The sequence below is a fragment of the Simplicispira suum genome (assembly GCF_003008595.1).
GTDB lineage: Bacteria > Pseudomonadota > Gammaproteobacteria > Burkholderiales > Burkholderiaceae_C > Simplicispira > Simplicispira suum.
Genome location: NZ_CP027669.1, coordinates 1,905,753 through 1,928,288, shown reverse-complemented (window position 1 = coordinate 1,928,288; position 22,536 = coordinate 1,905,753). Strand labels below are relative to the sequence as shown.

Genomic DNA, 22,536 nt, shown 5'->3' with positions numbered 1-22,536 from the left:
TGCAGATCGTTAAACTAGCCAGCCTTATCGGAGAACACACACCATGGCAAAACACTGGATGCGCCGCAGCGTCCTCGCAGCCGCCTGTGCCGCAGCAGCCTTGCTGACGGCTTGCGGATCGAGCACCACCGAATCGGCCATCACACCCGATCGTTTCGTTGCCTTTGGCGACGCCTACAGCGACGTTGGCCAAAAAGGTACGCGCTACACCGTCAACGACGGCAGCATCAACAACTGGACGCTTCAAGTGGCCGACCGCTACGGCAAGACGCTGACAAGCGCTTCCGCCGGCGGTCTGAGCTATGCGCAGGGCAATGCTCGCCTTGCGGCGACACCCGATGCGGCAGGCGACGCGTCCACGCCGACGATTGCGGCCCAGGTCGATGCATTTCTGGCCAAGGGCAGCTTTGCAGCCAATGACCTGATTCTGATCAACGGCGGTATCAGCGATCTGATCGTCGGCCTCGCTGCGGTGCAGGCAGGCAGCCAGACGGCCGATGCCTTCGTCGCCAACTCCCGCGCCAACGGCAAGCTCCTGGCCGCGCAGGTCAAGCGCCTGGTGGATGCAGGCGCACCGCATGTACTGGTATCGGGTATTTTTGATCTGGGAATGACGCCCTGGGCCAAGGCCGTCGACCGCGAAAGCCTGCTCAGCCAGGCCAGCAGCGCCTTCAATCAAGGGCTGCTGGTCGACATCAACGATCTGGGTGCCCACGTTCTGTACATCGACGCGGCCTACTTCGTGAATCTCTACAAAGCGGCTCCAGGGGTGTATTCATTCACGAACACTACGGACCCTGTCTGCACCTCCGTCGACGCAGGCGCTGGCATCGGCATTGGGGCGGGCCAGGTCAATTCGGCGTTGTGCACACCAGCCACCCTGGTGGCAGGTGCCAATGCCAGCAGCTACGTGTTTGCGGACTCGGTTTACCTGAGCCCGTCGGCCCACAGACAGCTGGGCAACTACGCCTACGACCGCTTGCGCGCCCGCTGGTAAGCGCGCACGCACTTGCCATCAAAAAGCCGACCCTTGGGTCGGTTTTTTGATTAGAAGCGGTAGCCTACGCCGATCGCAAAGACATCCGGGTTGAGCTTGATGTCGATGTGCTGACCAGTCGACAGTGTGTTGCGCGTCTTCACGAAGGTCTTGTAATAGGCCAGGTCAACAAACCAGCGGTCATTCAGCGCAATGCTGACGCCTACCTGCGGCGTCAGTCCCAATTTGGATTCTGCGCTCAGCAACGTCGGGTTGGCAGGTGTCCCGCCCGTCAGGCCGTTCAGCGCTGCCGTGCCACGCTCTTTGTAGAACTTTGCGTAGGTCAGGCCCAAGCCCACGTACGGGCGAATCTTGGCTTGGGGCTCCAGGAAACGGTACTGCGCAAAGACGGTGACCGGCAGGGACTTGACCTCACCGATCTTGCCCACGCCTGCAATCGCACCAGCACCCACCGTGTCGTGCTTGAACGGCAAGGCAAGCGGTACGTCCACCGCCCAGTGGTCGGTCAACATGTAGGTGATGCCGCCCGAAAGCTGGGTATCCGAGCGCACGTCCACCTTGGTATTGGCAAAGCTGGGCGCCGTGAGGTTGCCGCTGCTGACGTCTGGCGAAATCTGCGTAAAGCCCCCGCGTACCAGCAGGCTGCCTGCGCTTTGGGACTGCGCCAGCGGTGCGGCTGCCAGCAGCAGCGCGCCTGCCACCCAGCGCCATTGGTTTGTGTTTTTCATGGTGTTTCCTTGATGGTGCAGTTACAGCCAGCCAGCCTGGGCAAGGGAGCGCGCCACCAGCTGGCTCAGCAACTGGTGTCCGTAGGGAGTGGGGTGAAAGCTGTCGGAGAACGCATAGGTCTTCCACCAGTCCGCGCCACCGGTTGCGCCGGCAGGAGGCGCCATCGCCGAGAGCGAGGTCGCCGTGCAGGTAGCAAAAGTGTAGGTAGGCAAGCCATCACCGCCCACGCCCGTGATCGGGCAGGCGGTGTTCTTGGCATTGGTCAGGGAGAACTGCTCAGGGTGCGCAATCTGGTCATTGAGTGAGGTGTAGAAATCCACAATCACGACTTTGTCGTTGCCAGCAAAGTTGGCGGCGAGTTTCGCGTTGAAGGCCTCAACCCAGCTCTTGACCAAGCCCTGAACTTGCGCGGCGGCGGCTGGGCCAGCGGAAGCTGCAATGCCACCAAGCAATTGCTGCAGGCGCGGAGTGTTGTAAATGCCGGGCAGATTCAGAACAGCGACCCGCTGCGCGCCTTTGCCCAGCACATCGGCAGCAATAGACGCAGAAAACTTGTCGGCCAGGCCGACCATATAAGCACCACCCACCTGGGCCATCCCCGTGGTACCGCCAGCAAAGGCGGCATCGACCATGGAAGCGGGCAACAACGTCGTCAAGAAGCCCTTGTAGGCCGCGCCGCCGTCCTTGGATGCAGAAAGGTAGGCGCCCACCAAGTCGGCGGCATCGTTGCCACCACCATCGATCAGCACCAGGTCCCCGGCAGCAAAGCCTGCCGCACCGGCATCCCCCATCTGCTTGGTAATGGAGACGGGCGATGTCGGGGCAGTGTAGTTGTTGATGCGCCCGCCGCCGATGGCGTAATTGGTGCATCCAGCAGCGGAATTGAAGGCCGTTCCAGTGAATTGGTACTTGGGGCACAGCGAGACGCCGTATTCACTGGCGATGCGCTCAGGCCAGATGGGCGTGGATCCGGCGCCCGTAGGTGCAGCGCCCTGCACCGTGAACTTGAGCCCGAAAGTGCCGCTGTCGGCCAGGCTGTCGCCCATGACCTTGACCCCGGTGATCGGCGCCGCTGGGGTCGTATCCGAGCCACCTCCGCCGCATGCCGACAGTGCCGCTGCGGCAACTGCCAGCAAGGCCCACTTTGTCTTGCGCTGGAAATCCATACACTTCACTCCCAAAAATTGGAAAATAGAACGACCGTTCTATTTGCTTGAAATGTTACTGCGGGCGCGATAAAAGTTACAGCGGGTAAACGCCAATGGTGCCGCCTCTTGCCTGCCCGAAGCGACCGATGCTGCGCAAACCTAACGCTGGCTTGCCAGACGCGTCCAGTCGATCAACGCATCCAGCGCCGGCCGGGCAGCCGCCGCATGATCGTGGTTCACCAGGGCCACCAGGACCCAGCGTTGGCCGTCGTCGCCATGCACGTAACCGGCGATGGCCAGCACATCCTGCAGGCTGCCGGTCTTGAGATGTGCGCTGCCCACGGCGCGGCTCTGGCTGCGGCGCAGGGTGCCGTCGACTCCGACAATGGGAAGCGAAGCCATCAGCTCCGGCATCACGGGCGAGGCCCAGGCGCGCTGCAACATGCGCGCCAGCGAAGACGCGCTGATTCGCGTTTCACGGCTCAGGCCTGCACCGTTGTCAAAGACCGGCATGGCGGCGGCGCCCATGCGGCGTGCCCACCAAGTCTGCAGCGCGGCGCGTGCAGTATCCAGGCTGCCGACGCCGCCGGCCTCCAGACCGAGCGTCAAAAAAACCTGCTGAGCCATGACGTTATTGCTGAACTTGTTGATGTTTTGCACTGCCTCGGCCAGCGGCGCCGAGCTGTGTACGAAAAGGGGCGCCAGGCCGTCCGGCACCTTGCCCAGCCGTGCGCTGCCGCCCAGCCTGCCACCCAGCGCCAGCCACATACCGGCCACGGCACGCGGCCCGAACAACTCGGGCTGGGGCGGGGCCAGCGCCCAGCTGCGCTCGCCGCAAGCTGCTGGGTACTGCCCCTGAAAAGCCAACCGAGTGGGATCTGCCAGGCTGAGGCGCATCTGTGCGCGCCAATCGCCGCAGCGCGTTCCGGCAGGCGCCAGCGGTACGCTGGCCTGCACCGCAAGTCCTGCCATTGGTGGCGCCACCTGGATGCGCGCCAGGCCGGCTGCGGCATCTGGCACCAAGTCCAGCACCAGCGATTTGAAGTTCACCAGCAGGGCGTCCGGCGCGGCGTTGTAGGCGCGCAGCGGCTCGCCATCAAAGGCCGCCGGATCACGGGCAGCACCGGCGAACGCTGTGCCATCGACCACGATGTCACCCGCAATGGCGTCAATGCCATGCGCCTGCACACGCCGCAGCAGCAGCCAGAGCCGTTCCATCACCAAGCTGGGGTCGCCACTGCCGCGCAGGTACAGGTTGCCTTGCAGCGTGCCATCGCGCACCGGGCCCTGCGCAAACACGGGCGTGCTCCAGGTGTAGGCGGGCCCCAGCAAATCCAGCGCGGCAAAAGTGGTGGCGAGCTTCATCACCGACGCCGCATTCATGGGTCGATCGCCTTGCCAGTTCAGGCGTGGCGAGCTGCCTTCGTCAGCGGGCACGACGAGCGCGGCAAAGGCTTCGCGGGGCACGCCAGCGCGGCTGAGCGCTGCGGTGACAGTGGCTGGCAGCGTTGCGGAAGGCGGCGCAGCTGCGGTCGCCCAGAAGCTGGGGGCAAGTGTGCACACAAGGAAAGCACAGAGCGGGCGCGAGAAGGAAAGCAGGGAGGGCAGGCACTTCAACATCCGCCGGAGTCTATGCGCGCCAGAGTCCGCCACGGCGCCGATAATCGTGTCCATGGCCCCGCTCCCCCACATCCCATGAAGTTGCTTGCCTTCGATACCAGCACCGAATCGCTGTCCATCGCCGTGCAGCACGGCGAGCGCGTGATCACGCACAGCGGCACTGGGGGCGCCCAGGCTTCGGCCGGCTTGATTCCCGCGCTGCGCCAGGCGCTGGGCGAAGCGGCCCTCTCGCTCGACGCTTTGGATGCGCTGGTCTTCGGGCGCGGACCCGGCTCGTTTACGGGCGTGCGCACCGCCTGCTCGGTCGCGCAGGGCCTGGCCTTTGGCGCCCGCGGCGGCGCGGGCCTGCCGGTCTTGCCCATCGGCAGCTTGCTCGCCGTAGCCGAGGACGCCCGCCACCGGCATGGCTGCACGCAGGTCGTCGCGGTGCTGGACGCCCGCATGGACGAGGTCTACATGGCTCACTACAGCTACGACGCAGGGCACTGGAGTACCAGCGGCGACTGCTCGGTCTGCGCGCCCGAGTCGATGGCAGTGCAGGACGGCTGGACCGTGGCCGGCAACGCCCACGCTGTCTATGGCGCGCGCCTCGCGCCCCATGCGCTGCACGTACAGGCGCGGCCCGAAGCCGCCGCTCTGCTGCGCCTTGCGCCTGCCTTGCTGGCGCAAGGGCTGGCACTTGCGGCCGATGCGGCCCTGCCCTTGTATGTGCGCAACAAGGTGGCCCAGACCACGGCCGAGCGCGCAGCCATGGCCGCCCAGAGGGGGGCGACAGCACCATGAACGCCGTCGCCGCCCAAACGCCCAATGCGCTGCAGGTGCGGCTGGAGGCGCTTTCGCTCGGCCAGCTCGAATGCGTGCTGGCGATTGAGTCGCAAGCCTACGAATTCCCTTGGAGCCGCGGCAATTTCACGGACTCCCTCTCCAGTGGCTACGCGGTGCATCTGCTGTGCGCAGGCGAGCAGGTACTGGGTTACTACGTCGCCATGCGCGGTGTGGACGAGGCGCACCTGCTCAACCTCACCGTGGCGCCGCAGTTCCAACGCCAGGGCTGGGCCCGGGTGCTGCTGGATGCGCTGGCACTTTGGGCGCGCGCGCAAGGCGCTCAGTGGTTGTGGCTGGAAGTGCGCTCAAGCAATGCGCGCGCCATCGCGCTCTACCAATCTTTCGGCTTTCGCCGCGTTGGCGAGCGGCCACGCTACTACCCGGCAGCGGGCGGCGCGCGCGAGGATGCCATCGTCATGAGTCTGGCCTTGTGACTCTGCAGCTCGACGCTCGCCAACGCGCCATGCTCCACGAGATGGGGGTGCGAATGTGGACTCCCCCAGCCTCGTCGACAGCGCCATTGCCGCTCCTGGCACAGGCGCCAGCCGCCCGCGTGCAGACCTCACCCAAAGCAGCAACCGGTCCAGCGCCCACCCCCGCACATCGGATGCCTGCGCAGCCAGCAAACACCATTGAGCGGGTAGCTGCCGTATCTGCCTGGACCATTCAGGCCCCGCGCCTGCTGTATCCGCAGGCGGATCCGAGCCAAGCGCCGTTGGCACTCGGAGCGGGCTGGCTGGTGGTGGCGGAAGCGTTTGCGCCGGACGATCCCTTGGCCGAGGGCGCCGAACGCCTGTTGCACGCCATGCTGCACGCACTGCAGCTGCACCGGCACCCCCGGGTGGGTTTGTGCAGCGTGAGCGCAGGGGCCGAACCGGGCGCACAGGCAGCAGACGCGGCCATGGCAGAGCATGTGGCGGCCTTCGCGCCCGCTGTGGTTCTGGTAATGGGGCGCAGCGCCATGCAGGCAGCACTGGGGCGGCGCGAGCCTCTGGGCAAGCTGCGCGGCGAGACGCTGGCACTGGCCGGCGTTCCGGTGGTGGTGACCTTCGACGCCCGCTTTTTGCTGCGCAACGCTGCATCCAAGTCCGTGGCCTGGGCCGACCTGTGCCGGGCCCGCGCACTGGCCGGCCGCAGCAGCGCCAACGCGCCAGTGCCATAATCGAATGTTTTCATTCAGCACAAAGACCATGGAAGCCTATCCCAGTCGATAGCTTTCAGCTCCCAGGCTTGCGCCGGGGCTGAAAGCGCCCCACCCGCCCGCCACCGGCCCCGCATCCAGGGAGTGAGCCATGCTCAACATCTTTACGCTCGCCAATGGGCGCCTCGTTCAGGAAGAGATCGAGTCGCTTGAAGAGCTTTCCCGTTTCCAGCCCATCTGGGTGGACCTCGACGCCCCCACGCCCGACGAAAAGCGCTGGGTCACGCAGTATTACGGCCTGTCGATTCCCCACGATGCGATGGACACCGACATCGAGGAATCGGCCCGTTTCTACGAGGAAGACAACGGCGAACTGCACATTCGCAGCGACTTTTTGATCGACGACGACGAGGATTCGCGCTCGGTGCGCGTCGCCTTCATCCTCAATCTCACCAATCCCGACCTGCGCAGCAAAGGGGTGCTGTTCTCGATCCACGACGAGGACATCCCGGTCTTCCGCCTGCTGCGCCTGCGTGCCCGGCGTGCGCCCGGCCTGATCGAAGACGCACGCGACGTGCTGCTCAAACTATTTGACGCCGACGCCGAGTATTCAGCCGACACGCTCGAAGGTATTTACGACGACTTGAAGCAGGTCAGCATCCAGGTGCTCTCTGGCGACGTGACCGACGAGCGCGCAGGCGAGGTGCTGGGAGCCATTGCGCGGCAGGAAGACCTGAACGGCCGCATTCGTCGCAACGTGATGGACACGCGCCGCGCAGTCAGCTTCATGATGCGCAGCAAGATGCTGAGCGCCGAGCAATTCGAGGAGTCGCGGCAAATTCTGCGCGACATCGAGTCGCTCGACAGCCACACCGCCTTCCTGTTCGACAAGATCAACTTCCTGATGGACGCCACCGTCGGTTTCATCAACATCAACCAGAACAAGATCATCAAAATCTTCTCGGTGGCCAGCGTGGCGCTGCTGCCTCCGACTTTGATTGCCAGCATCTACGGCATGAACTTCAAGTACATGCCCGAGCTGGACTGGAGTCTGGGCTACCCTTATGTGCTGGCGCTGATGCTGGCCAGCGCGCTCGGGCCCATGTGGTACTTCAGAAAACGCGGCTGGCTGAAGCAGTAATTTCCCAACTCCTTGAGCCAAATTGGGCTCTAGCGCTTTCCTATTAAGCGTCAGTAGCTATCATTTTTTTAGATTCAGCAGCAGCTCACGCACGATGCGCTCGGCGTAGCGGCTGGCGACTTTTTGCATGAAGACGGGGAAATCGACGTGGGCGGTGGCGTCGGCGCGGTCGGAGATGGTGCGCACGGCTGCGAAGGGCAGCGCATAGTCCATGCACACCTGGGCGACGGCAGCGCCTTCCATTTCCACGGCCAGCACGTCATGTCCGGCCGCCACCAGTGGATCGCGCAGCGCGCGCGCCACCTCGCCGCAGGTGATGAAGCGATCGCCGCTGGCCACCAGCCCCCGATGCAGGCGCGGCGCGGCATCCATGAATTCATGGTCAAAATGGCCTCCAGCGCTTATCAGGCATGCGCTGACAGCTTCTGAAAGAATAGCAGTCAACGCAGGATCACATGGCAGGCGAACGCCGTCGTACCCTGGTACGCGCCAGCGTTCAAACAGGGGAGAGACATCCATGTCGTGCTGCACGTAGTCCTGCGCCACCACGATGTCTCCCACCGAGACGCCATCGCCCACCCCGCCAGCGACCCCGGTGAAGACGATGCGCGCCACCCGGAAGCGCTCAATCAGCACTGTGGCGGTCGTCGCCGCCGCCACCTTGCCAATGCCCGACAGCGCCAGCACCACGCTGTGCCCATACAGCTTGCCCTGCCAGAACACGCGCCCGGCGTGCACCAGGCGCTGGCCCTGCTCCAGGCTGGCCAGCAGGCCGGATTGTTCTTCGGGGAGGGCGCTAAGAATGGCGGTGCTCATGCTGTGAAAATATCGGACAAAAAAACCCTGGCGCTCTTGCGAAGCGCCAGGGTACAGAGCGTACGCGCTTGTGGCGCTGGGCCGGTTTACTTCAGGTCCACGCCATAGAAGTTATGGCGGCCGAAAGGGCTGAGTTTGAAGTCCACCACCTCTTTGCGCACCGGCTTGAGCTGCACAGCATGGGCGATGGTGAACCAGGGCGCCTGTTCCTTGAAGATCACCTGGGCCTGTTCGTACAACTTGGCGCGCTCGGCCTGGTCGGTCACCGTCTTGGCCTTGAGCACCAAATCTTCGTAGGGCTTGTAGCAGAACTTGGCGATGTTGCTGCCGCTGTTGGACTGCGCCGATGCGCAACCGAGCAGGGTGTAGAGGAAGTTGTCTGGATCGCCGTTGTCACCCGTCCAGCCCAGCATGCCCATCTGGTGCTCGCCCTCCTGCATGCGCTTTCGGTACTCGCCCCACTCGAACGACTTGATCTCGGCCTTGACACCGATCTTGGCCAGGTCCGCCTGCATCAACTCGGCAATGCGCTTGGCGTTGGGGTTGTAGGGGCGCTGGACGGGCATGGCCCACAGGTCGGTACTGAAACCATTGGGAAAGCCAGCCTCGGCAAGGAGCTTCTTGGCGGCAGCGGGATCGAACGGGTCGTCCTTGATGGCGTCGTTGTACGACCACATGGTGGGCGGAATCGGGTTCTTGGCAGCGACACCGGTTGTCAAATACACGCCGTCGATGATGGCCTTCTTGTCGATCGCCATGTTGATGGCCTTGCGCACGCGCACATCGTCAAACGGCTTCTTGGTGGTGTTGTAGGCCAAATAACCTACGTTCAGACCGGGCTGTTCCAGCACCTTGATGTTCGGGTCCTTGCGGATGGCCTCCAGATCGGCTGGGTTCGGGTAGGGCATGACATGGCACTCGCCCTTTTGCAGCTTGGCCCAGCGCACCGACGCGTCGGGCGTGATGGCGTAGACCAGATCATCGATCTTGGCCTTGCCGCCCCAGTAGGCGGGGAAGGCCTTGTAGCGAATCACGGCATCCTTCTGGTACTGCACAAGGTAAAACGGGCCCGTACCGATCGGGTCTTGGTCGATTTTCTCGGGCGTGCCGGCCTTGAGCATGGCGTCCGCGTATTCCTTGGATTGCACCGCCGCGTAAGGCATGGCAAGGTTGGCCAGGAACGGCGCCTCGGGCTTGTTCAGCGTGATCTTGACGGTCTGGTCGTCCACTTTCACGATCGACACCAGCAGCTTGGGCATGCCCATGTCGTTGAAATACGAGTGATTCGGACTGGTGACCTTGTAGTAAGGGTTGTCCTCCTTCCACTGGCGCTCGAACATGAACATCACGTCGTCGGCATTCATGTCGCGCGTTGGCTTGAAACCCTTGTTGGTGTTGTGCCACTTCACGCCCTTGCGCAGGTGGAAGGTGTACTCCTTGCCGTCGGCAGAAATTTCCCAACGCTCTGCCAAGCCGGGGACAACCTTGGTGCCGCCGCGCTCGAATTCCACCAGGCGGTTGTAGATGGGCTCGTTGCCGTCAAACGAGGTTCCGGTGGTATTGACACCGGGATAAAAGTTTTCTGGGCTGCCCTCAGAGCAGAACACCAGTGTTTTGGCCGAAACAGCGCCCGCAGCCAACAGGACAGGCAGGGCCAGCGCGGCCAGTGCGAAGCGCTTGCGCGATGAACTCTTTTGCATTTTCGGAAGTCTCCTTGAGGTAAACATCAAACCGCCTGATGTGACGGTTCAGCGAGCGGCGCCGGATGGGTAACCGGCGCCAGAAAATTTTCCGCATAGTGGCATGCCACCTGCCTGTCGTCTAGCAGACGTTGCAGCGGCCGCTCGGTGCGACACCGTTCGGTGGCATACGGGCAGCGAGTGGAAAACACGCAGCCGGGCGGCGGATTCAGCGGGGAAGGCAGTTCGCCATGCAAGACAATGCGTTCGCGCGGTGCGCTGCCTGGCGCCACCAGCCCCGGCGTGGCCGCCAGCAGTGCCTGGGTGTAGGGGTGCAGCGGCAGGGTAAATATTTTTTGCTTCGGCCCCTGCTCCACCGCGTGACCCAGATACATCACCAGCACGTCATGCGCAATATGCCGCACCACCGCCAGATCGTGCGAGATAAACAAGTAAGCGAGCCCCAGTTCGCGCTGCAGGTCCGCCAGCAGGTTCAGTACCTGCGCCTGAATGGACACGTCAAGCGCTGAAACAGGCTCGTCCGCCACCACCAATTGCGGGCTGAGCATGAGGGCACGGGCGATGGCTATGCGCTGGCGCTGGCCCCCGGAAAACATGTGTGGGTAGCGCTCAGCGAACTCCGGCCTCAGGCCCACACGCTCGAGCATGGCGCGGGCGCGCTCGCGGCGCTCTTCCTTGGCAAGCTGAGTGTTGATAGCCAGCGGTGCCTCCAGCGTGGCGCCAATTTTCTTGCGCGGATTGAGGGAGCCAAACGGGTTCTGGAAAACCAGCTGCACCGTTTTTCGCAAAACCTGGCGCTCGTGCTCGGTGCTGCGCGTGACGTCCGCCGCACCGATACGCAGCTGACCGCCGCTGGGGTGCTCAATCAGCGAAACCATGCGCGCCAGCGTCGACTTGCCGCAGCCCGATTCACCCACGACAGCCAAGGTCTGGCCCGCGTGCACGTCAAAAGACACACCGCCCACCGCCTGCAACTTCGCTGGCGGTTTGAACAATCCACGGCGAATGGTGTAAACCTGCTCAAGCCCGCGCGCCTGGACAATCGGTTCGCGTGCCGTCATGCGACCACCTCCGGAACCAATACACCGTCCGCATGACGTCTGGCATCGCGATCGGGATCGCCCAGCGGGTAATGACAACGAACCAGACTGCCGGACGCTGCTTGGGGCGCGGGCTGCAACTCAGGGCGATCTGCCACGCAGCGAGCGGTAGCGTAGCGGCAGCGCGGAGCAAACAAACAACCCGCAGGACGGTCATACAGGCCCGGCACCACCCCAGGAATCGTAGCGAGCCGCCCGTCGGCTCCCGCCTGCTCGGGCATGGCAGCGAGCAGGGCCTCGGTGTACGGGTGCTGCGGCGCGGCAAACAGCCCGGCCACCGGCCCTTCCTCGGCCACCTGGCCGGCATACATCACGGCCACGCGGTGCGCCATCTCTTGCACGACGCCCATGTTGTGCGTAATGAGCACCAGCGCCATGCCGCGCTCGCGCTGCAGTTCGCGCAAAAGCTCAAGAATCTGCGCCTGGATCGTGACATCCAGCGCCGTCGTGGGTTCATCGGCAATCAAGAGGCGCGGGTTGCAGGCGATGGCCATGGCGATCATCACGCGCTGGTTCATGCCACCCGACATCTGGTGTGGGTAATCCGAAAGGCGGCTGGACGCAGCTGGGATTCCCACCTGCTCCAGTAGTTCAATCGCGCGCTCGCGGGCGGCACGCTTGTCCAGTCCCAGATGCAGACGCAACGTCTCGATCAACTGAAAACCCACCGTAAAGCAGGGGTTGAGGCTGGTGGTGGGATCCTGAAAAATCATGGCAATGTCTTTGCCCACGAGCTTGCGTCGCTGACCATCGGACAGGCCGAGCAGATCCTTGCCATCGAACTGCAGATGCTCGGCACGCACGCGCCCCGGATAGGCGATGAGCCCCATCAGCGCCATCATGCTGACGCTCTTGCCCGAGCCCGATTCGCCGACAATGCCCAGCACCTCTCCCTCCTGCACTTGCAGGCTGACCCCCTCCACCGCGTGCATGACGGCATCCTGCGTGGGAAATGCCACGTTCAGCTGACGAATTTCAAGCAAAGCCATGGTGCGGTTCTAGCGTTTGAGCTTGGGATCAAGCGCGTCGCGCAGTCCGTCACCAAGCAGATTGAAGGCAAGCACGGCGATGACGATCATCAGACCCGGCAAGGTCACGACCCACCAGGCCCGCATCACAAATTCGCGGGCGTCGGCCAGCATGGTTCCCCATTCGGGAGAGGGAGGCTGCGCCCCCAGGCCCAGGAAACCCAGCGCGGCAGCATCCAGAATGGCCGTTGACACGCCAAGCGATGCCTGCACGATCAGCGGCGCAGCGCAGTTGGCAAGCACCTCGCTGAACATCAGGCGCAAAGTGCCCGCGCCGCTGATGCGCGCTGCCGTCACGTAGTCTTTGGAAACTTCGCTGATCACTGCAGCGCGGGTGATGCGCACATAGTGCGGCAAGACCACTACGGCCACCGCCAGCATGGCGTTGACCAGCCCCGGCCCCAGGATGGCCACGATCACAATGGCCAGCAGCAGGCTGGGCAAGGTAAGAATAATGTCCATCACGCGCATGATGGCGATCTCGAGCAGGCCACGGTAGAAGCCGGCGATGAGCCCCAGCGTGACACCCAGCGCCAAGGCGATCAAGACGACGACCGCACCGATGGAGAGCGAAAGGCGCGACCCATAAATCAGGCGCGAGAGGATGTCACGGCCAATCGCATCGGTGCCCAGAAGGTAGGTGGAAGAACCACCCTCCTGCCATGCCGGGGGCACCAGAAAGGCGTCGCTGTTGGTCTGGAATGGCGCATGCGGTGCGATCCAGGGCGCAAACAGCGCGAGCAGCAACAGCACGCAGACGACCACCAGACCAAACACCGCGCCCTTGTTTGCGGAAAAAGCACGCCAGAACTCTACGAACGGCGTAGGCGGTGTGGGCGGTGCGGACGCAGCCGAAGCCATGCTGGGAGAAACCATGGAAGCCTTCATTCAGCGGGCGACGCGGATGCGGGGATTGATGATGCCGTAGGTCAGGTCAACCAGCAGGTTCACCAGCATGACGACCGCGCCCAGCAGCAGCATGCCGCCCTGAAGGACCGGGTAGTCGCGCCGGTTGATGGCCTCGATCAACCATTTGCCCACACCGGGCCAGGAGAAGATCGTCTCAGTCAGGATGGCTCCGGTAAACAACACGCCCACCTGCAAACCAATCACCGTGACTACAGGGATCAGGGCATTGCGCAGCGCATGCACGGCCACCACACGAAACGGTGCCAGTCCCTTGGCGCGTGCGGTGCGGATGTAGTCTTCGCCCAAAACCTCAAGCATGGCCGAGCGTGTCATGCGCGCCACCACCGCCAGCGGGTTCGTACCGAGCACGATGGCCGGAAGAATCAGATGCTGAAGCGCCGAGACAAATGCGCCTTTTTCCTCGCTCATGAGCGCGTCGATGAGCAGGAAGCCCGTCACCGGCTCGACGTAATGAATCACGTCCAAGCGGCCCGAGACGGGCGTAACGCCGAGGTAGACCGAAAACAGCATGATGAGGAGCAGCCCCCACCAAAAGATGGGCATCGAATAGCCCGTCAGCGAAACCGTCATCACCCCATGGTCGAACCAGGAATTGCGTTTGACGGCTGCAATGATGCCGGCAGGCAGCCCCAGAAGCAGCGCAAAAAGAATGGCGCAGACGGCCAGCTCGACCGTGGCCGGAAACAGCGCCAGAAACTCGTCGAGCACTGGAACCTGCGTGATGATGGACTTGCCCAGATCGCCGTGCAGCACCCGCGAGATATAGACGCCGTATTGGGTGAGCACGGGCTTGTCCAAGCCGTATTCAACCAGCAGTGCGGCATGGCGGGCAGCATCAATGCCACGCTCGCCAGCCATGGTTTCAATCGGGTCACCCGGCACCAGCCGAATCAAAAAGAAGGCGAGCAGCGTCATCCCGAAAAAGGTCGGAATGAGCAGGCTGACGCGCGTGAGAAGAAAACGCAGCATCGATAAACAACGCCCCCGGTAAGGGGCAAATAAAGCTCGGGGCTCCGCGCTTATGGCACGGATTACTTTTTGTCGCGCAGTTCGCGTCGGAGAATTTTTCCAACTGGCGTCTTGGGTAGTTCCTCACGGAACTCGATCACACGGGGTTGCTTGTACCCCGTAAGATTGGCACGACAGAAGTCACGCAGTTTCGCTTCGGTCAGCTCCGGTGTCTTGCGGACAACTACCAGCTTGACAGCTTCGCCAGTCTTGTCGTCGGGAACGCCAACGACAGCGCATTCAAGAACCCCTGGGCAGGTCGCAACCACTTCTTCCACTTCATTGGGATACACATTGAAGCCGCTCACCAGCACCATGTCCTTCTTGCGATCAACGATGCGGAAAAATCCGTTCTCGTCCACCACGCCCACGTCACCCGATTTGAAATAGCCGTCTTCGGTCATGACTTTCGCCGTCTCGTCCGGTCGCTGCCAGTAACCGGCCATGACCTGCGGTCCCCGAATGGCGATTTCACCGGGCACCCCAGGCTCGGTCACATCCTGCCCATCGTCGTCCAGCAGCTTCATGTAGGTACTCGGCAAGGGCACGCCGATGGTTCCGGTGAATTCTTTGGATGTAACGGGGTTGCAACTGGCTGAGGGGCTGGTTTCTGACAGACCGTAGCCCTCGCAGATCGGGCACCCGGTCTTCTCCAACCAGAGCTTGGCCACTGCACTCTGCACCGCCATACCGCCGCCCACCGACACTTTCAGGTGACTCCAGTCAACGGTATTGAAATCGGGGTGGTTCGCCAGGCCATTGAACAGCGTGTTGACCGCTGGAAAGCTGTGAAAGCGCTGCTTGGACAGCTCTTTGAGCACGGCCGGCAAGTCACGCGGGTTGGGGATCAGAATGGTTTTCCCCCCCGTGCGCATGCTGAGCATCATGTTCACCGTGAAGGCGAAGATATGGTACAGGGGCAGAGCACAAATGCTGGTAGGCTGCTCGCTCGCAGGCACCCGCTCCATCACTGGCGCATTCCATGCTTCAGACTGAAGAACGTTGGCGATCACGTTGCGATGCAGGAGCACCGCGCCTTTGCTGACCCCGGTGGTTCCCCCGGTGTACTGCAGCAGGGCAATGTCGTCGGGCTTGATGTCCGGCTGCTTGAACGTGCCACGCGTGCCGCGAGCCACCGCGTCGTTGAAGCGAACGGCTCCCGGTAGATTCCACGTCGGCACCATTTTCTTGACGTTGCGCACGACATAGTTGACCAAGGCGCCTTTGAGCAAGCCCAACTGATCGCCCATGGCACAGACCACCACGTGCTTCACCGGCGTGCTGGAAATACAGGCTTGCAAGGTAGTGGCGAAATTCTCGAGAATCACCATCGCCTTCGCGCCGGAGTCGCGCAACTGGTGCTCCAACTCGCGCGGCGTATACAACGGATTTACGTTCACCACCACGTAGCCAGCGCGCAGCACGGCCGCCACCGCCACCGGATACTGCGGCACGTTGGGCATCATGATGGCGACCCGGTCGCCCTTGGCGAGTCCTAGGTTTTGCAGGTAGGCCGCAAAGGCGCTGCTTAGCGAGTCAGTCTGCGCATAGGTGATCTCCTTGCCCATGAAGCTATAAGCCACCTTGTGCGCATGCGTACGGAATGCCTCTTCCATCAGCGCCACGAGGGATGGATACTGCCCGGAGTCGATGTCTGCGGGCACGCCCGTTGGGTAGCTTTTTAGCCAAATGCGGTCGGTCATCTCCAATGTCTCCTGATGTGTTTTCGCGTATTTTTGACCGTGTCAGAAAAATTCTGCACAACTGTGCTTGTTCGCAGAAATTCGGCCTTGTCAGCTCTTGAGCGCCACCAGCACCTCGTCGAGCATTTTCTTGGCATCGCCAAATAGCATGCGGTTGTTTTCCTTGTAGAAGAGCGGGTTGTCCACGCCCGCATAGCCCGATGCCATGGAGCGCTTCATCACGATGGACGTCTTGGCCTTCCAGACTTCGAGCACCGGCATGCCGGCGATGGGGCTGGTGGGGTCTTCCAGCGCACTCGGGTTCACGATGTCATTGGCACCGATGACCATGACCACGTCGGTATCGGGGAAGTCCTCGTTGATCTCTTCCATCTCCATCACAATGTCGTAGGGCACCTTCGCCTCGGCCAGCAGCACGTTCATGTGACCGGGCATGCGACCCGCCACCGGGTGGATGCCAAAACGCACCTGGACCCCCCGCTCGCGCAGCGTCTGCGTGATCTCGTACACCGTGTGCTGTGCCTGGGCCACCGCCATGCCATAGCCGGGCACGATGATGACGCTCTTGGCATCGCGCAGCATCTCGGCCGTCTCGGCCGAGCTCACCGGCACCACCTCGCCCTGGGGCTCAGCGGCGTCGCCCTTCTTGGCTGGCGCGCCGCCGCCAGAGCCAAAGCCGCCGGCGATCACGCTGATGAAGTTGCGGTTCATCGCCTGGCACATGATGTACGACAGGATGGCGCCCGAAGAGCCAACCAGCGCACCGGTCACGATCAGCAAGTCGTTGCCCAGCATGAAGCCGGTGGCCGCGGCCGCCCAGCCCGAGTAGCTGTTGAGCATGGACACCACCACCGGCATATCGGCCCCACCAATGGCCATCACCATGTGCACGCCGAGCAGCAGGGCAATTACAGTCATCACGATCAGCGGCAACATGCCGGCTTGCACGCTCGGGGCAGCCAAAAATTCCCTGCCAAACCAGATCACCAGCAGCAGGGCCACCAGGTTGAGCCAGTGGCGCGCAGGCAATAGCATGGGCTTGCCGCCAATTTTTCCGTTGAGCTTGCCAAACGCAATCAGCGACCCCGAGAAGGTGATGGCGCCGATCAGGATGCCGATGTAGATTTCCACCTCGTGGATGGTTTTCTCAATGCCTGCGAGCTGAATCGATGTGTCCACGTAGCTGGCAAAGCCCACAATGCAGGCCGCCAAACCCACCAGGCTGTGCATGAGTGCAATCAGCTCGGGCATTTGCGTCATCTTCACGATCTTGGCCGCGTACAGGCCAATGCCGCCGCCGATGACCAGTGCACCGACAATCCAGGCGATGCCAGTGGCGCCGACGCGCGGGCCAAAAACCGTGGCCAGCACGGCCAAGGCCATACCGATCATGCCAAACAGATTCCCGCGCCGCGAGCTTTCCGGGTTGGACAGACCTCCAAGGCTCAGGATAAAGAGAATGGCGGCGGCAATATAAGCCACTGTGACGAGACTTTGCGACATGTGCGTCTTTCCTTGCTTGTTCTAGTGCTGTCTTGTTCTTATTTGCGGAACATGGCAAGCATGCGGCGAGTCACGGCAAAGCCGCCGAACATATTGATGGACGTGAGCACGAGAGCGGCAAAAGCCAGCCAGAGAATCAGCCCATCCGGACGCCCATGGGCGCCCGCTTCCGGCGGCGCAATCTGCACCAGCGCGCCAATGGCAATGATGCTGGAAATGGCATTGGTCACGCTCATCAAAGGTGTGTGCAGTGCAGGTGTGACGTTCCACACCACCATGTAGCCAATGAAGCAGGCCAGCACAAACACCGTCAGGTGCCCGAGGAAAGCCGCAGGCGCATAGGCACCGACGAACCAGAAGAGCACCGCAGCCACGGCAAACATGATGGCCAGATTTTTGGCCGGCATTGGGGCGCCACGCGCATGGCTGTCTTTCTTTGCGGCCACGGGCGCGGCTGACTTGGGCGCGGGAACCGGTGCCGCCTTAAGGGGCGGTGCCGGCCAGGTGATGGCACCATCCTTGGTGACCGTCAGGCCACGGATGGCGTCGTCTTCCATGTTGACCACGGCCACGCCGTCTTTGGCCTTGCACAATTCTTCGACCAGACGCAACAGGTTGTTGGCATACAGCGTGGAAGACTGTTTGGCCATGCGCGAGGCCAAATCGGTGTAGCCTACGATGGTCACGCCGTGGCGCTCCACGGCCTCACCAGGGACGGTCAATTCGCAGTTGCCGCCCTGCTCCGCCGCCATGTCCACGATCACGCTGCCGGGCTTCATCGACTGCACCATCTCGGCAGTGATGAGCTTGGGCGCGGGCTTGCCCGGGATCAGCGCTGTGGTGATGATGATGTCGGCGTCCTTGGCCTGTGTCGCGTACATCTGGCGTTGCGCAGCTTGAAAGCCCTCGCTCATGACTTTGGCATAACCACCGCCGCCCGCGCCATCTTCTTCATAGTCGACTTTGACGAACTCGCCACCCAGCGACTTGACTTGGTCGGCTACCTCGGCGCGCGTGTCGTTGGCGCGGACGACGGCGCCCAAGCTGGCCGCCGTGCCGATGGCGGCGAGGCCCGCCACACCCGCGCCGGCAATGAACACCTTGGCCGGTGGCACCTTGCCCGCTGCCGTAATCTGACCGTTGAAATAACGACCGAAAGCGTTGGCCGCTTCAATGACAGCGCGGTAACCACTCACACCGGCGGTAGAGGTCAGCGCATCCATCTTCTGCGCGCGGCTGAGCGTGCGTGGCAGGCAGTCAATTGCCAGCACCGTAGCGTTCTTGGCCGTGAGCTGCTGCATCAACTCCGGGTTTTGAGCAGGCCAGACGAAGCCAATCAGCGTGCCGCCATCCCGCATCAGCGCCACTTCATCGCTGTTTGGGGGACGTACTTTCAGGACAATGTCAGAAGCAGCCCACAGCGCGGCGGCATCTGGCAGCACCTCGGCGCCGGCAGCGCGGTAGGTCTCGTCGCTGAAGTGGGCTCCATCGCCAGCGCCAGACTCGACGGCAACCTTGAAGCCGAGTTTGATAAGCTTTTCCACTGCGTCCGGCACAGTCGCTACACGCTTTTCGCCTTGGAACGTCTCCGTCGGCACGCCGATGCGCTGCACCGCTGGTGTTGGGCTTGTTTGCATGAATTGCTTCCTCCGAGTTTTGTAGTCGTTGCGCAGGCGCCCCGTAGGCTTGCATGCGCGATAGCGCCAGACCGGGAGGCTCCACTCTCCGCCCCGGTCAGCACAAGTTAACTGACCGCGAGCTTACATTAAGAATATCGGGCTTCTATCGCCAATCGGACACGCCCTTTGGAGAGGCGTCCTCAGTTCAGAACCGGCAACACAAGGGCCGCCGGTTTGTACGAGAGGAGATACGGAACTTTCAGTGAACCACTTGGGCCAGGTCGCCTGCGGCGTACTTCTGCGCCATTACGCTCAGCGACACGCCCTTGATCTTGACACCCTGGCCCTCGCAGCCAAACTGGAGGTAGCGCTGTTTGCAGATGGCCTTGGCCGCCTCGCGCGCGGGCTTAAGCCATTCGCGGGCATCGAATTTTTCGGGATTTTCCGCCAGGAACTTTCGCACTGCACCCGTCATGGCCAGGCGAATGTCGGTATCGATGTTGATCTTTCGAACACCGAATTGAATGGCTTTCTGGATCTCCTCAACCGGCACGCCGTAGGTTTCTTTCATCTTTCCACCGTACTGGTTGATGATCGCCAGCAGGTCTTGCGGCACGCTGGAACTCCCGTGCATCACCAGGTGGGTGTTGGGAATGCGGGCATGGATCGCTTGAACACGGCTGATGGCCAAGATATCGCCCGTGGGCTCGCGCGTGAACTTGTAGGCGCCATGGCTGGTGCCAATGGCAATGGCGAGTGCGTCCAGTTGGGTGGCCTTGACGAACTGGGCCGCTTCCTCAGGGTCGGTCAGCATCTGGCTGTGGTCGAGCTTGCCGGCCGCACCCACGCCGTCTTCCTCGCCCGCTTCCCCTGTTTCCAGCGAACCCAGGCAGCCAAGCTCTCCCTCGACGGTAACGCCCACCTTGTGGGCCATTGCGACGACCTTGCGCGTCACGTCCACGTTGTATTCAAAAGACGACGGGGTCTTGCCATCCTCCATCAGCGAGCCGTCCATCATTACCGAGCCAAATCCCAGATCGATGGCTCCCTGACAGATGGCAGGCGACGTGCCATGGTCCTGGTGCATCACCAGCGGGATGTGGGGATAGGCTTCGCACGCAGCCTGAATCAGGTGCTTGATAAAGCTCTCGCCTGCGTATTTGCGCGCACCGGCGCTGGCCTGCAAGATCACGGGAGCACCCGTTTCATCGGCTGCCGCCATCACGGCCTGAACCTGCTCCAGGTTGTTGACGTTGAAAGCGGGAATGCCATAACCGCATTCGGCGGCGTGGTCTAGGAGTTGGCGCATCGAGACGAGAGGCATGGTTGGTATCCGGTCAAGTCAATGGGAGCGGCACAATTTCGTAACCGCTTGGTAACTTGTCATTCTAGCCAGCTGGGTTTTGCGGGCCGTAGAGAAAGTCGATGCGGTAGCAGGTAGTAAACGGCGACGCGCAGGGAGATTTTCGAAACTGAGCCCCATGCTCCGCCGCCACGCGAGCGACGATTTCATGCCCCAGGTGAAGGCTGTCGGCAAGTGGACGTTCCGCGCTGCTGCCCTGACGTCCGCCGTCGTCACAAACCTGCAGCCAAACCACGCTCGCCCCAGCGACTTGATCTCGCCCGCACTGAATGGCGATGCGCGTGCCGAAAGGGGTGTGTCGCAAGGCGTTCTCTACAAGATTTCGCAGCGCAATTCCCAGCAGCACCGGCTGAGCGCTCATTGTCAGGGAAGCGTCCGCCTGCACTTCGATCACGTCATTTCGCTCCCATGCAGCTTGCGCATAGTCGGCGGCCACCGTGCGCGCCAATTGCGCGAGATCGATCTGCTGCCACCCAGACTTTGCACCATCACGGCTCGACCGCGCCAAGGCCAGAAGTTGATCTAAAACATGGCCTACCCGCAAGGTGTCGGCCCGGATGCGAGCCAGTGCGGCGCGCGGCGCTTCGGCCTCCAGAGTGGCTTCGAGCGCCTGAGCCTGCAGAACGATGGAGGCAAGCGGCGTGCGCAGTTCGTGCGCGACTTCATTGGCCAGTTGCCGCTCTCTGAAAAGTGCCTGCTGCTGTCGTGCCAACAAGGTGTTGATGGATTCGACCACCGAGTCGAACTCGCGCAACGGATGGCGAGCCACCAGACTGTCGGCATTCTGGACATCCAGCGCCGCAACCGCATTGGAGAGTTCCATCAATGGTCGCAGACCCCGAGAAATGGCCAAGCCAAGCGCAAGCGACACCACCGGCAGCAACCACAGACCAGGCTCGATCATCTGGCCCGCAATGTCGTGTGCCAATGCGTCGCGCTCGTCGAGTTGCAGCATCACCGCTACCTTCTGCGTGTGCTCACGATTCCACTGAGAAAAACTGCGCCAGGAAAGTGGCTCTTCGCCTGCAATAACGGTAGCGTAGCCTTCCGCCGCCGCATCGAAGGCCAGCACGGGCGCCTCACCGCTGCGCCAACTCAGCCGCCCCTGCGCATCCCATACCAGGACGCTGAGCGACTGTTGATAGTCGTGATTTTTAAGTCCTTCCTGTCGCAGGCGCAACGGTTCCACACTTTGGTCTATTGCTGGCAGACCATGAATTCCAAGCAAGAGCACGGCGACACTTGCGAGGTGGCCGTCGGTCAATTCATCCGCCTCTTCCACGCCCGTGCGATAAGCGAGAAAGACGAAACACGCCCACACCAGAATGAGTGCCCCCAGCGACCACAGAAGCAACTGCCGCATCAGAGAAGCATCGGACCAGGTCGGACGGCTCATCGGTGCCCATCCCTGGGGATGAAATAACCCACACCGCGCATGGTCTGTATCAAGGTGGCACCCAGTTTGCGTCGCAAATGGTGAATATGCACCTCGATCGCATTGCTCTCCACTGCAGCATTCCAACTGTACAGACGCTCTTCGAGTTGCGAGCGCGACAGCACCCGGCCGCGTGCTTCCAGCAGCACCAGGAGGATGGAAAATTCACGTGGAGAGATGTCCACCAGACGATCCGCACGACGCACCGTTCGCGCAGCGGGATCCAGCGCTATGTCGCCATAAAGCACCATCGGTTGAGCGCGCCCGGCAGAGCGACGCAGCAGGGCGCGCAGCCGTGCGTCCAGCTCATTGAAATCAAACGGCTTGACCAGATAGTCGTCTGCCCCCTTGTCAAGGCCCGCGATACGCTGCTCCACCTCATCACGCGCCGTGATGATCAGAACAGGGAGCGCCGAGTCCGGCAACGCCGCTGTCGCGGAAGCTTGAGGAAACGCAAGGGCACGCAAGCGCTGCAGGAGTTGCGCGCCGTCACCGTCCACGAGGCCAAGATCCAAGACCAGTGCATCGAAGCGTTCGCGGCACAAAGCGCTCCAACCGCCCTCCACACTGTCGCACACGTCCACCGCATATCCACGCTGGCGCAAATTGGCAGCCAGGCCTTCGGCAATGCCTGCATCATCTTCGACCACCAAGATTCGCATGTCCGCATTCTTGCAGCAGTTGCACGCATTTTCAGGGCGCACCCGGTGTGAAGCGATTTTTCGACGAC

Annotated in this window: 20 protein-coding genes; 5 read left to right on the top strand and 15 right to left on the bottom strand. The window is 62.3% G+C overall.

The window, feature by feature from the left end:
• Positions 1-43: 43 nt before the first annotated feature.
• On the top strand, positions 44-997 hold the full coding sequence (locus tag C6571_RS08945) for an SGNH/GDSL hydrolase family protein (protein ID WP_106446379.1): 954 nt from the start codon (positions 44-46) through the stop codon (positions 995-997).
• 50 nt (positions 998-1,047) lie between these two features.
• Here the strand turns inward: C6571_RS08945 and C6571_RS08940 are convergent, their stop codons facing one another.
• From C6571_RS08940 to dacB, 3 genes are all read right to left on the bottom strand, one after another.
• A complete protein-coding gene (locus C6571_RS08940; protein ID WP_106446378.1) occupies positions 1,048-1,725 on the bottom strand; it encodes an OmpW/AlkL family protein in 678 nt (225 codons plus the stop codon).
• A gap of 21 nt (positions 1,726-1,746) precedes the next feature.
• Positions 1,747-2,892, bottom strand: coding sequence for an SGNH/GDSL hydrolase family protein (locus C6571_RS08935; protein WP_106446377.1), 1,146 nt, complete (start codon positions 2,890-2,892; stop codon positions 1,747-1,749).
• Positions 2,893-3,033: 141 nt separating this feature from the next.
• Positions 3,034-4,494, bottom strand: coding sequence for a D-alanyl-D-alanine carboxypeptidase/D-alanyl-D-alanine endopeptidase (gene dacB, locus C6571_RS08930; RefSeq protein ID WP_211300741.1), 1,461 nt, complete (start codon positions 4,492-4,494; stop codon positions 3,034-3,036).
• Between the two features lie 75 nt (positions 4,495-4,569).
• On the opposite strand from dacB, the gene tsaB reads away from it, so the two are divergent.
• The 4 genes from tsaB (at position 4,570) to corA (ending at position 7,601) form a co-directional block, all read left to right on the top strand.
• Positions 4,570-5,277 carry a tRNA (adenosine(37)-N6)-threonylcarbamoyltransferase complex dimerization subunit type 1 TsaB gene (tsaB, locus tag C6571_RS08925; protein ID WP_106446375.1) on the top strand — a complete coding sequence of 236 codons (708 nt, stop codon included), beginning with the start codon at positions 4,570-4,572 and terminating at the stop codon, positions 5,275-5,277.
• Positions 5,274-5,753, top strand: a complete 480-nt coding sequence (gene rimI, locus C6571_RS08920) for a ribosomal protein S18-alanine N-acetyltransferase (protein WP_106446374.1) — start codon at positions 5,274-5,276, stop codon at positions 5,751-5,753. The genes tsaB and rimI overlap by 4 nt, the downstream gene beginning before the upstream one ends.
• Before the next feature lie 173 nt (positions 5,754-5,926).
• Positions 5,927-6,481: a uracil-DNA glycosylase family protein gene (locus C6571_RS08915; RefSeq protein ID WP_245901477.1), complete on the top strand. Its 555-nt coding sequence runs from the start codon at positions 5,927-5,929 to the stop codon at positions 6,479-6,481.
• Positions 6,482-6,611: 130 nt separating this feature from the next.
• Positions 6,612-7,601: a magnesium/cobalt transporter CorA gene (gene corA / locus C6571_RS08910; RefSeq protein ID WP_106446373.1), complete on the top strand. Its 990-nt coding sequence runs from the start codon at positions 6,612-6,614 to the stop codon at positions 7,599-7,601.
• 60 nt (positions 7,602-7,661) lie between these two features.
• Here corA and C6571_RS08905 read toward each other — a convergent pair whose 3' ends face one another.
• From C6571_RS08905 to C6571_RS08850, 12 genes are all read right to left on the bottom strand, one after another.
• The gene (locus C6571_RS08905) at positions 7,662-8,417 is read right to left on the bottom strand and encodes a 5'-methylthioadenosine/adenosylhomocysteine nucleosidase (protein WP_106446372.1); all 756 of its coding nucleotides are present in this window, start codon (positions 8,415-8,417) and stop codon (positions 7,662-7,664) included.
• A gap of 86 nt (positions 8,418-8,503) precedes the next feature.
• Positions 8,504-10,117: an ABC transporter substrate-binding protein gene (locus C6571_RS08900; RefSeq protein ID WP_106446371.1), complete on the bottom strand. Its 1,614-nt coding sequence runs from the start codon at positions 10,115-10,117 to the stop codon at positions 8,504-8,506.
• 26 nt (positions 10,118-10,143) lie between these two features.
• Positions 10,144-11,178, bottom strand: a complete 1,035-nt coding sequence (locus tag C6571_RS08895) for a dipeptide ABC transporter ATP-binding protein (RefSeq protein ID WP_106446370.1) — start codon at positions 11,176-11,178, stop codon at positions 10,144-10,146.
• Positions 11,175-12,206, bottom strand: coding sequence for an ABC transporter ATP-binding protein (locus C6571_RS08890; protein ID WP_106446369.1), 1,032 nt, complete (start codon positions 12,204-12,206; stop codon positions 11,175-11,177). Before C6571_RS08890 ends, C6571_RS08895 begins: the two co-directional genes overlap by 4 nt.
• Before the next feature lie 9 nt (positions 12,207-12,215).
• Positions 12,216-13,121 (bottom strand): ABC transporter permease subunit, encoded by a 906-nt coding sequence (locus C6571_RS08885; protein ID WP_211300718.1) that lies wholly within the window; start codon positions 13,119-13,121, stop codon positions 12,216-12,218.
• Between the two features lie 12 nt (positions 13,122-13,133).
• Positions 13,134-14,144: an ABC transporter permease subunit gene (locus tag C6571_RS08880; RefSeq protein ID WP_106446367.1), complete on the bottom strand. Its 1,011-nt coding sequence runs from the start codon at positions 14,142-14,144 to the stop codon at positions 13,134-13,136.
• Between the two features lie 62 nt (positions 14,145-14,206).
• The gene (locus C6571_RS08875; protein WP_106446366.1) at positions 14,207-15,886 is read right to left on the bottom strand and encodes a long-chain-fatty-acid--CoA ligase; all 1,680 of its coding nucleotides are present in this window, start codon (positions 15,884-15,886) and stop codon (positions 14,207-14,209) included.
• A 90-nt stretch (positions 15,887-15,976) separates the two neighbouring features.
• The gene (gene pntB / locus C6571_RS08870) at positions 15,977-17,389 is read right to left on the bottom strand and encodes a Re/Si-specific NAD(P)(+) transhydrogenase subunit beta (RefSeq protein WP_106446365.1); all 1,413 of its coding nucleotides are present in this window, start codon (positions 17,387-17,389) and stop codon (positions 15,977-15,979) included.
• A gap of 38 nt (positions 17,390-17,427) precedes the next feature.
• The gene (locus tag C6571_RS08865; protein WP_106446364.1) at positions 17,428-19,026 is read right to left on the bottom strand and encodes a Re/Si-specific NAD(P)(+) transhydrogenase subunit alpha; all 1,599 of its coding nucleotides are present in this window, start codon (positions 19,024-19,026) and stop codon (positions 17,428-17,430) included.
• Positions 19,027-19,267: 241 nt separating this feature from the next.
• Complete coding sequence (gene fba, locus C6571_RS08860; RefSeq protein ID WP_106446363.1) at positions 19,268-20,332, bottom strand: class II fructose-bisphosphate aldolase; 1,065 nt, start codon at positions 20,330-20,332, stop codon at positions 19,268-19,270.
• Positions 20,333-20,396: 64 nt separating this feature from the next.
• The gene (locus tag C6571_RS08855; protein ID WP_106446362.1) at positions 20,397-21,767 is read right to left on the bottom strand and encodes a histidine kinase dimerization/phospho-acceptor domain-containing protein; all 1,371 of its coding nucleotides are present in this window, start codon (positions 21,765-21,767) and stop codon (positions 20,397-20,399) included.
• Entirely contained in the window at positions 21,764-22,468 is a 705-nt protein-coding gene (locus C6571_RS08850; RefSeq protein ID WP_106448135.1) for a response regulator, read from the bottom strand. The genes C6571_RS08855 and C6571_RS08850 overlap by 4 nt, the downstream gene beginning before the upstream one ends.
• Positions 22,469-22,536: the final 68 nt, after the last annotated feature.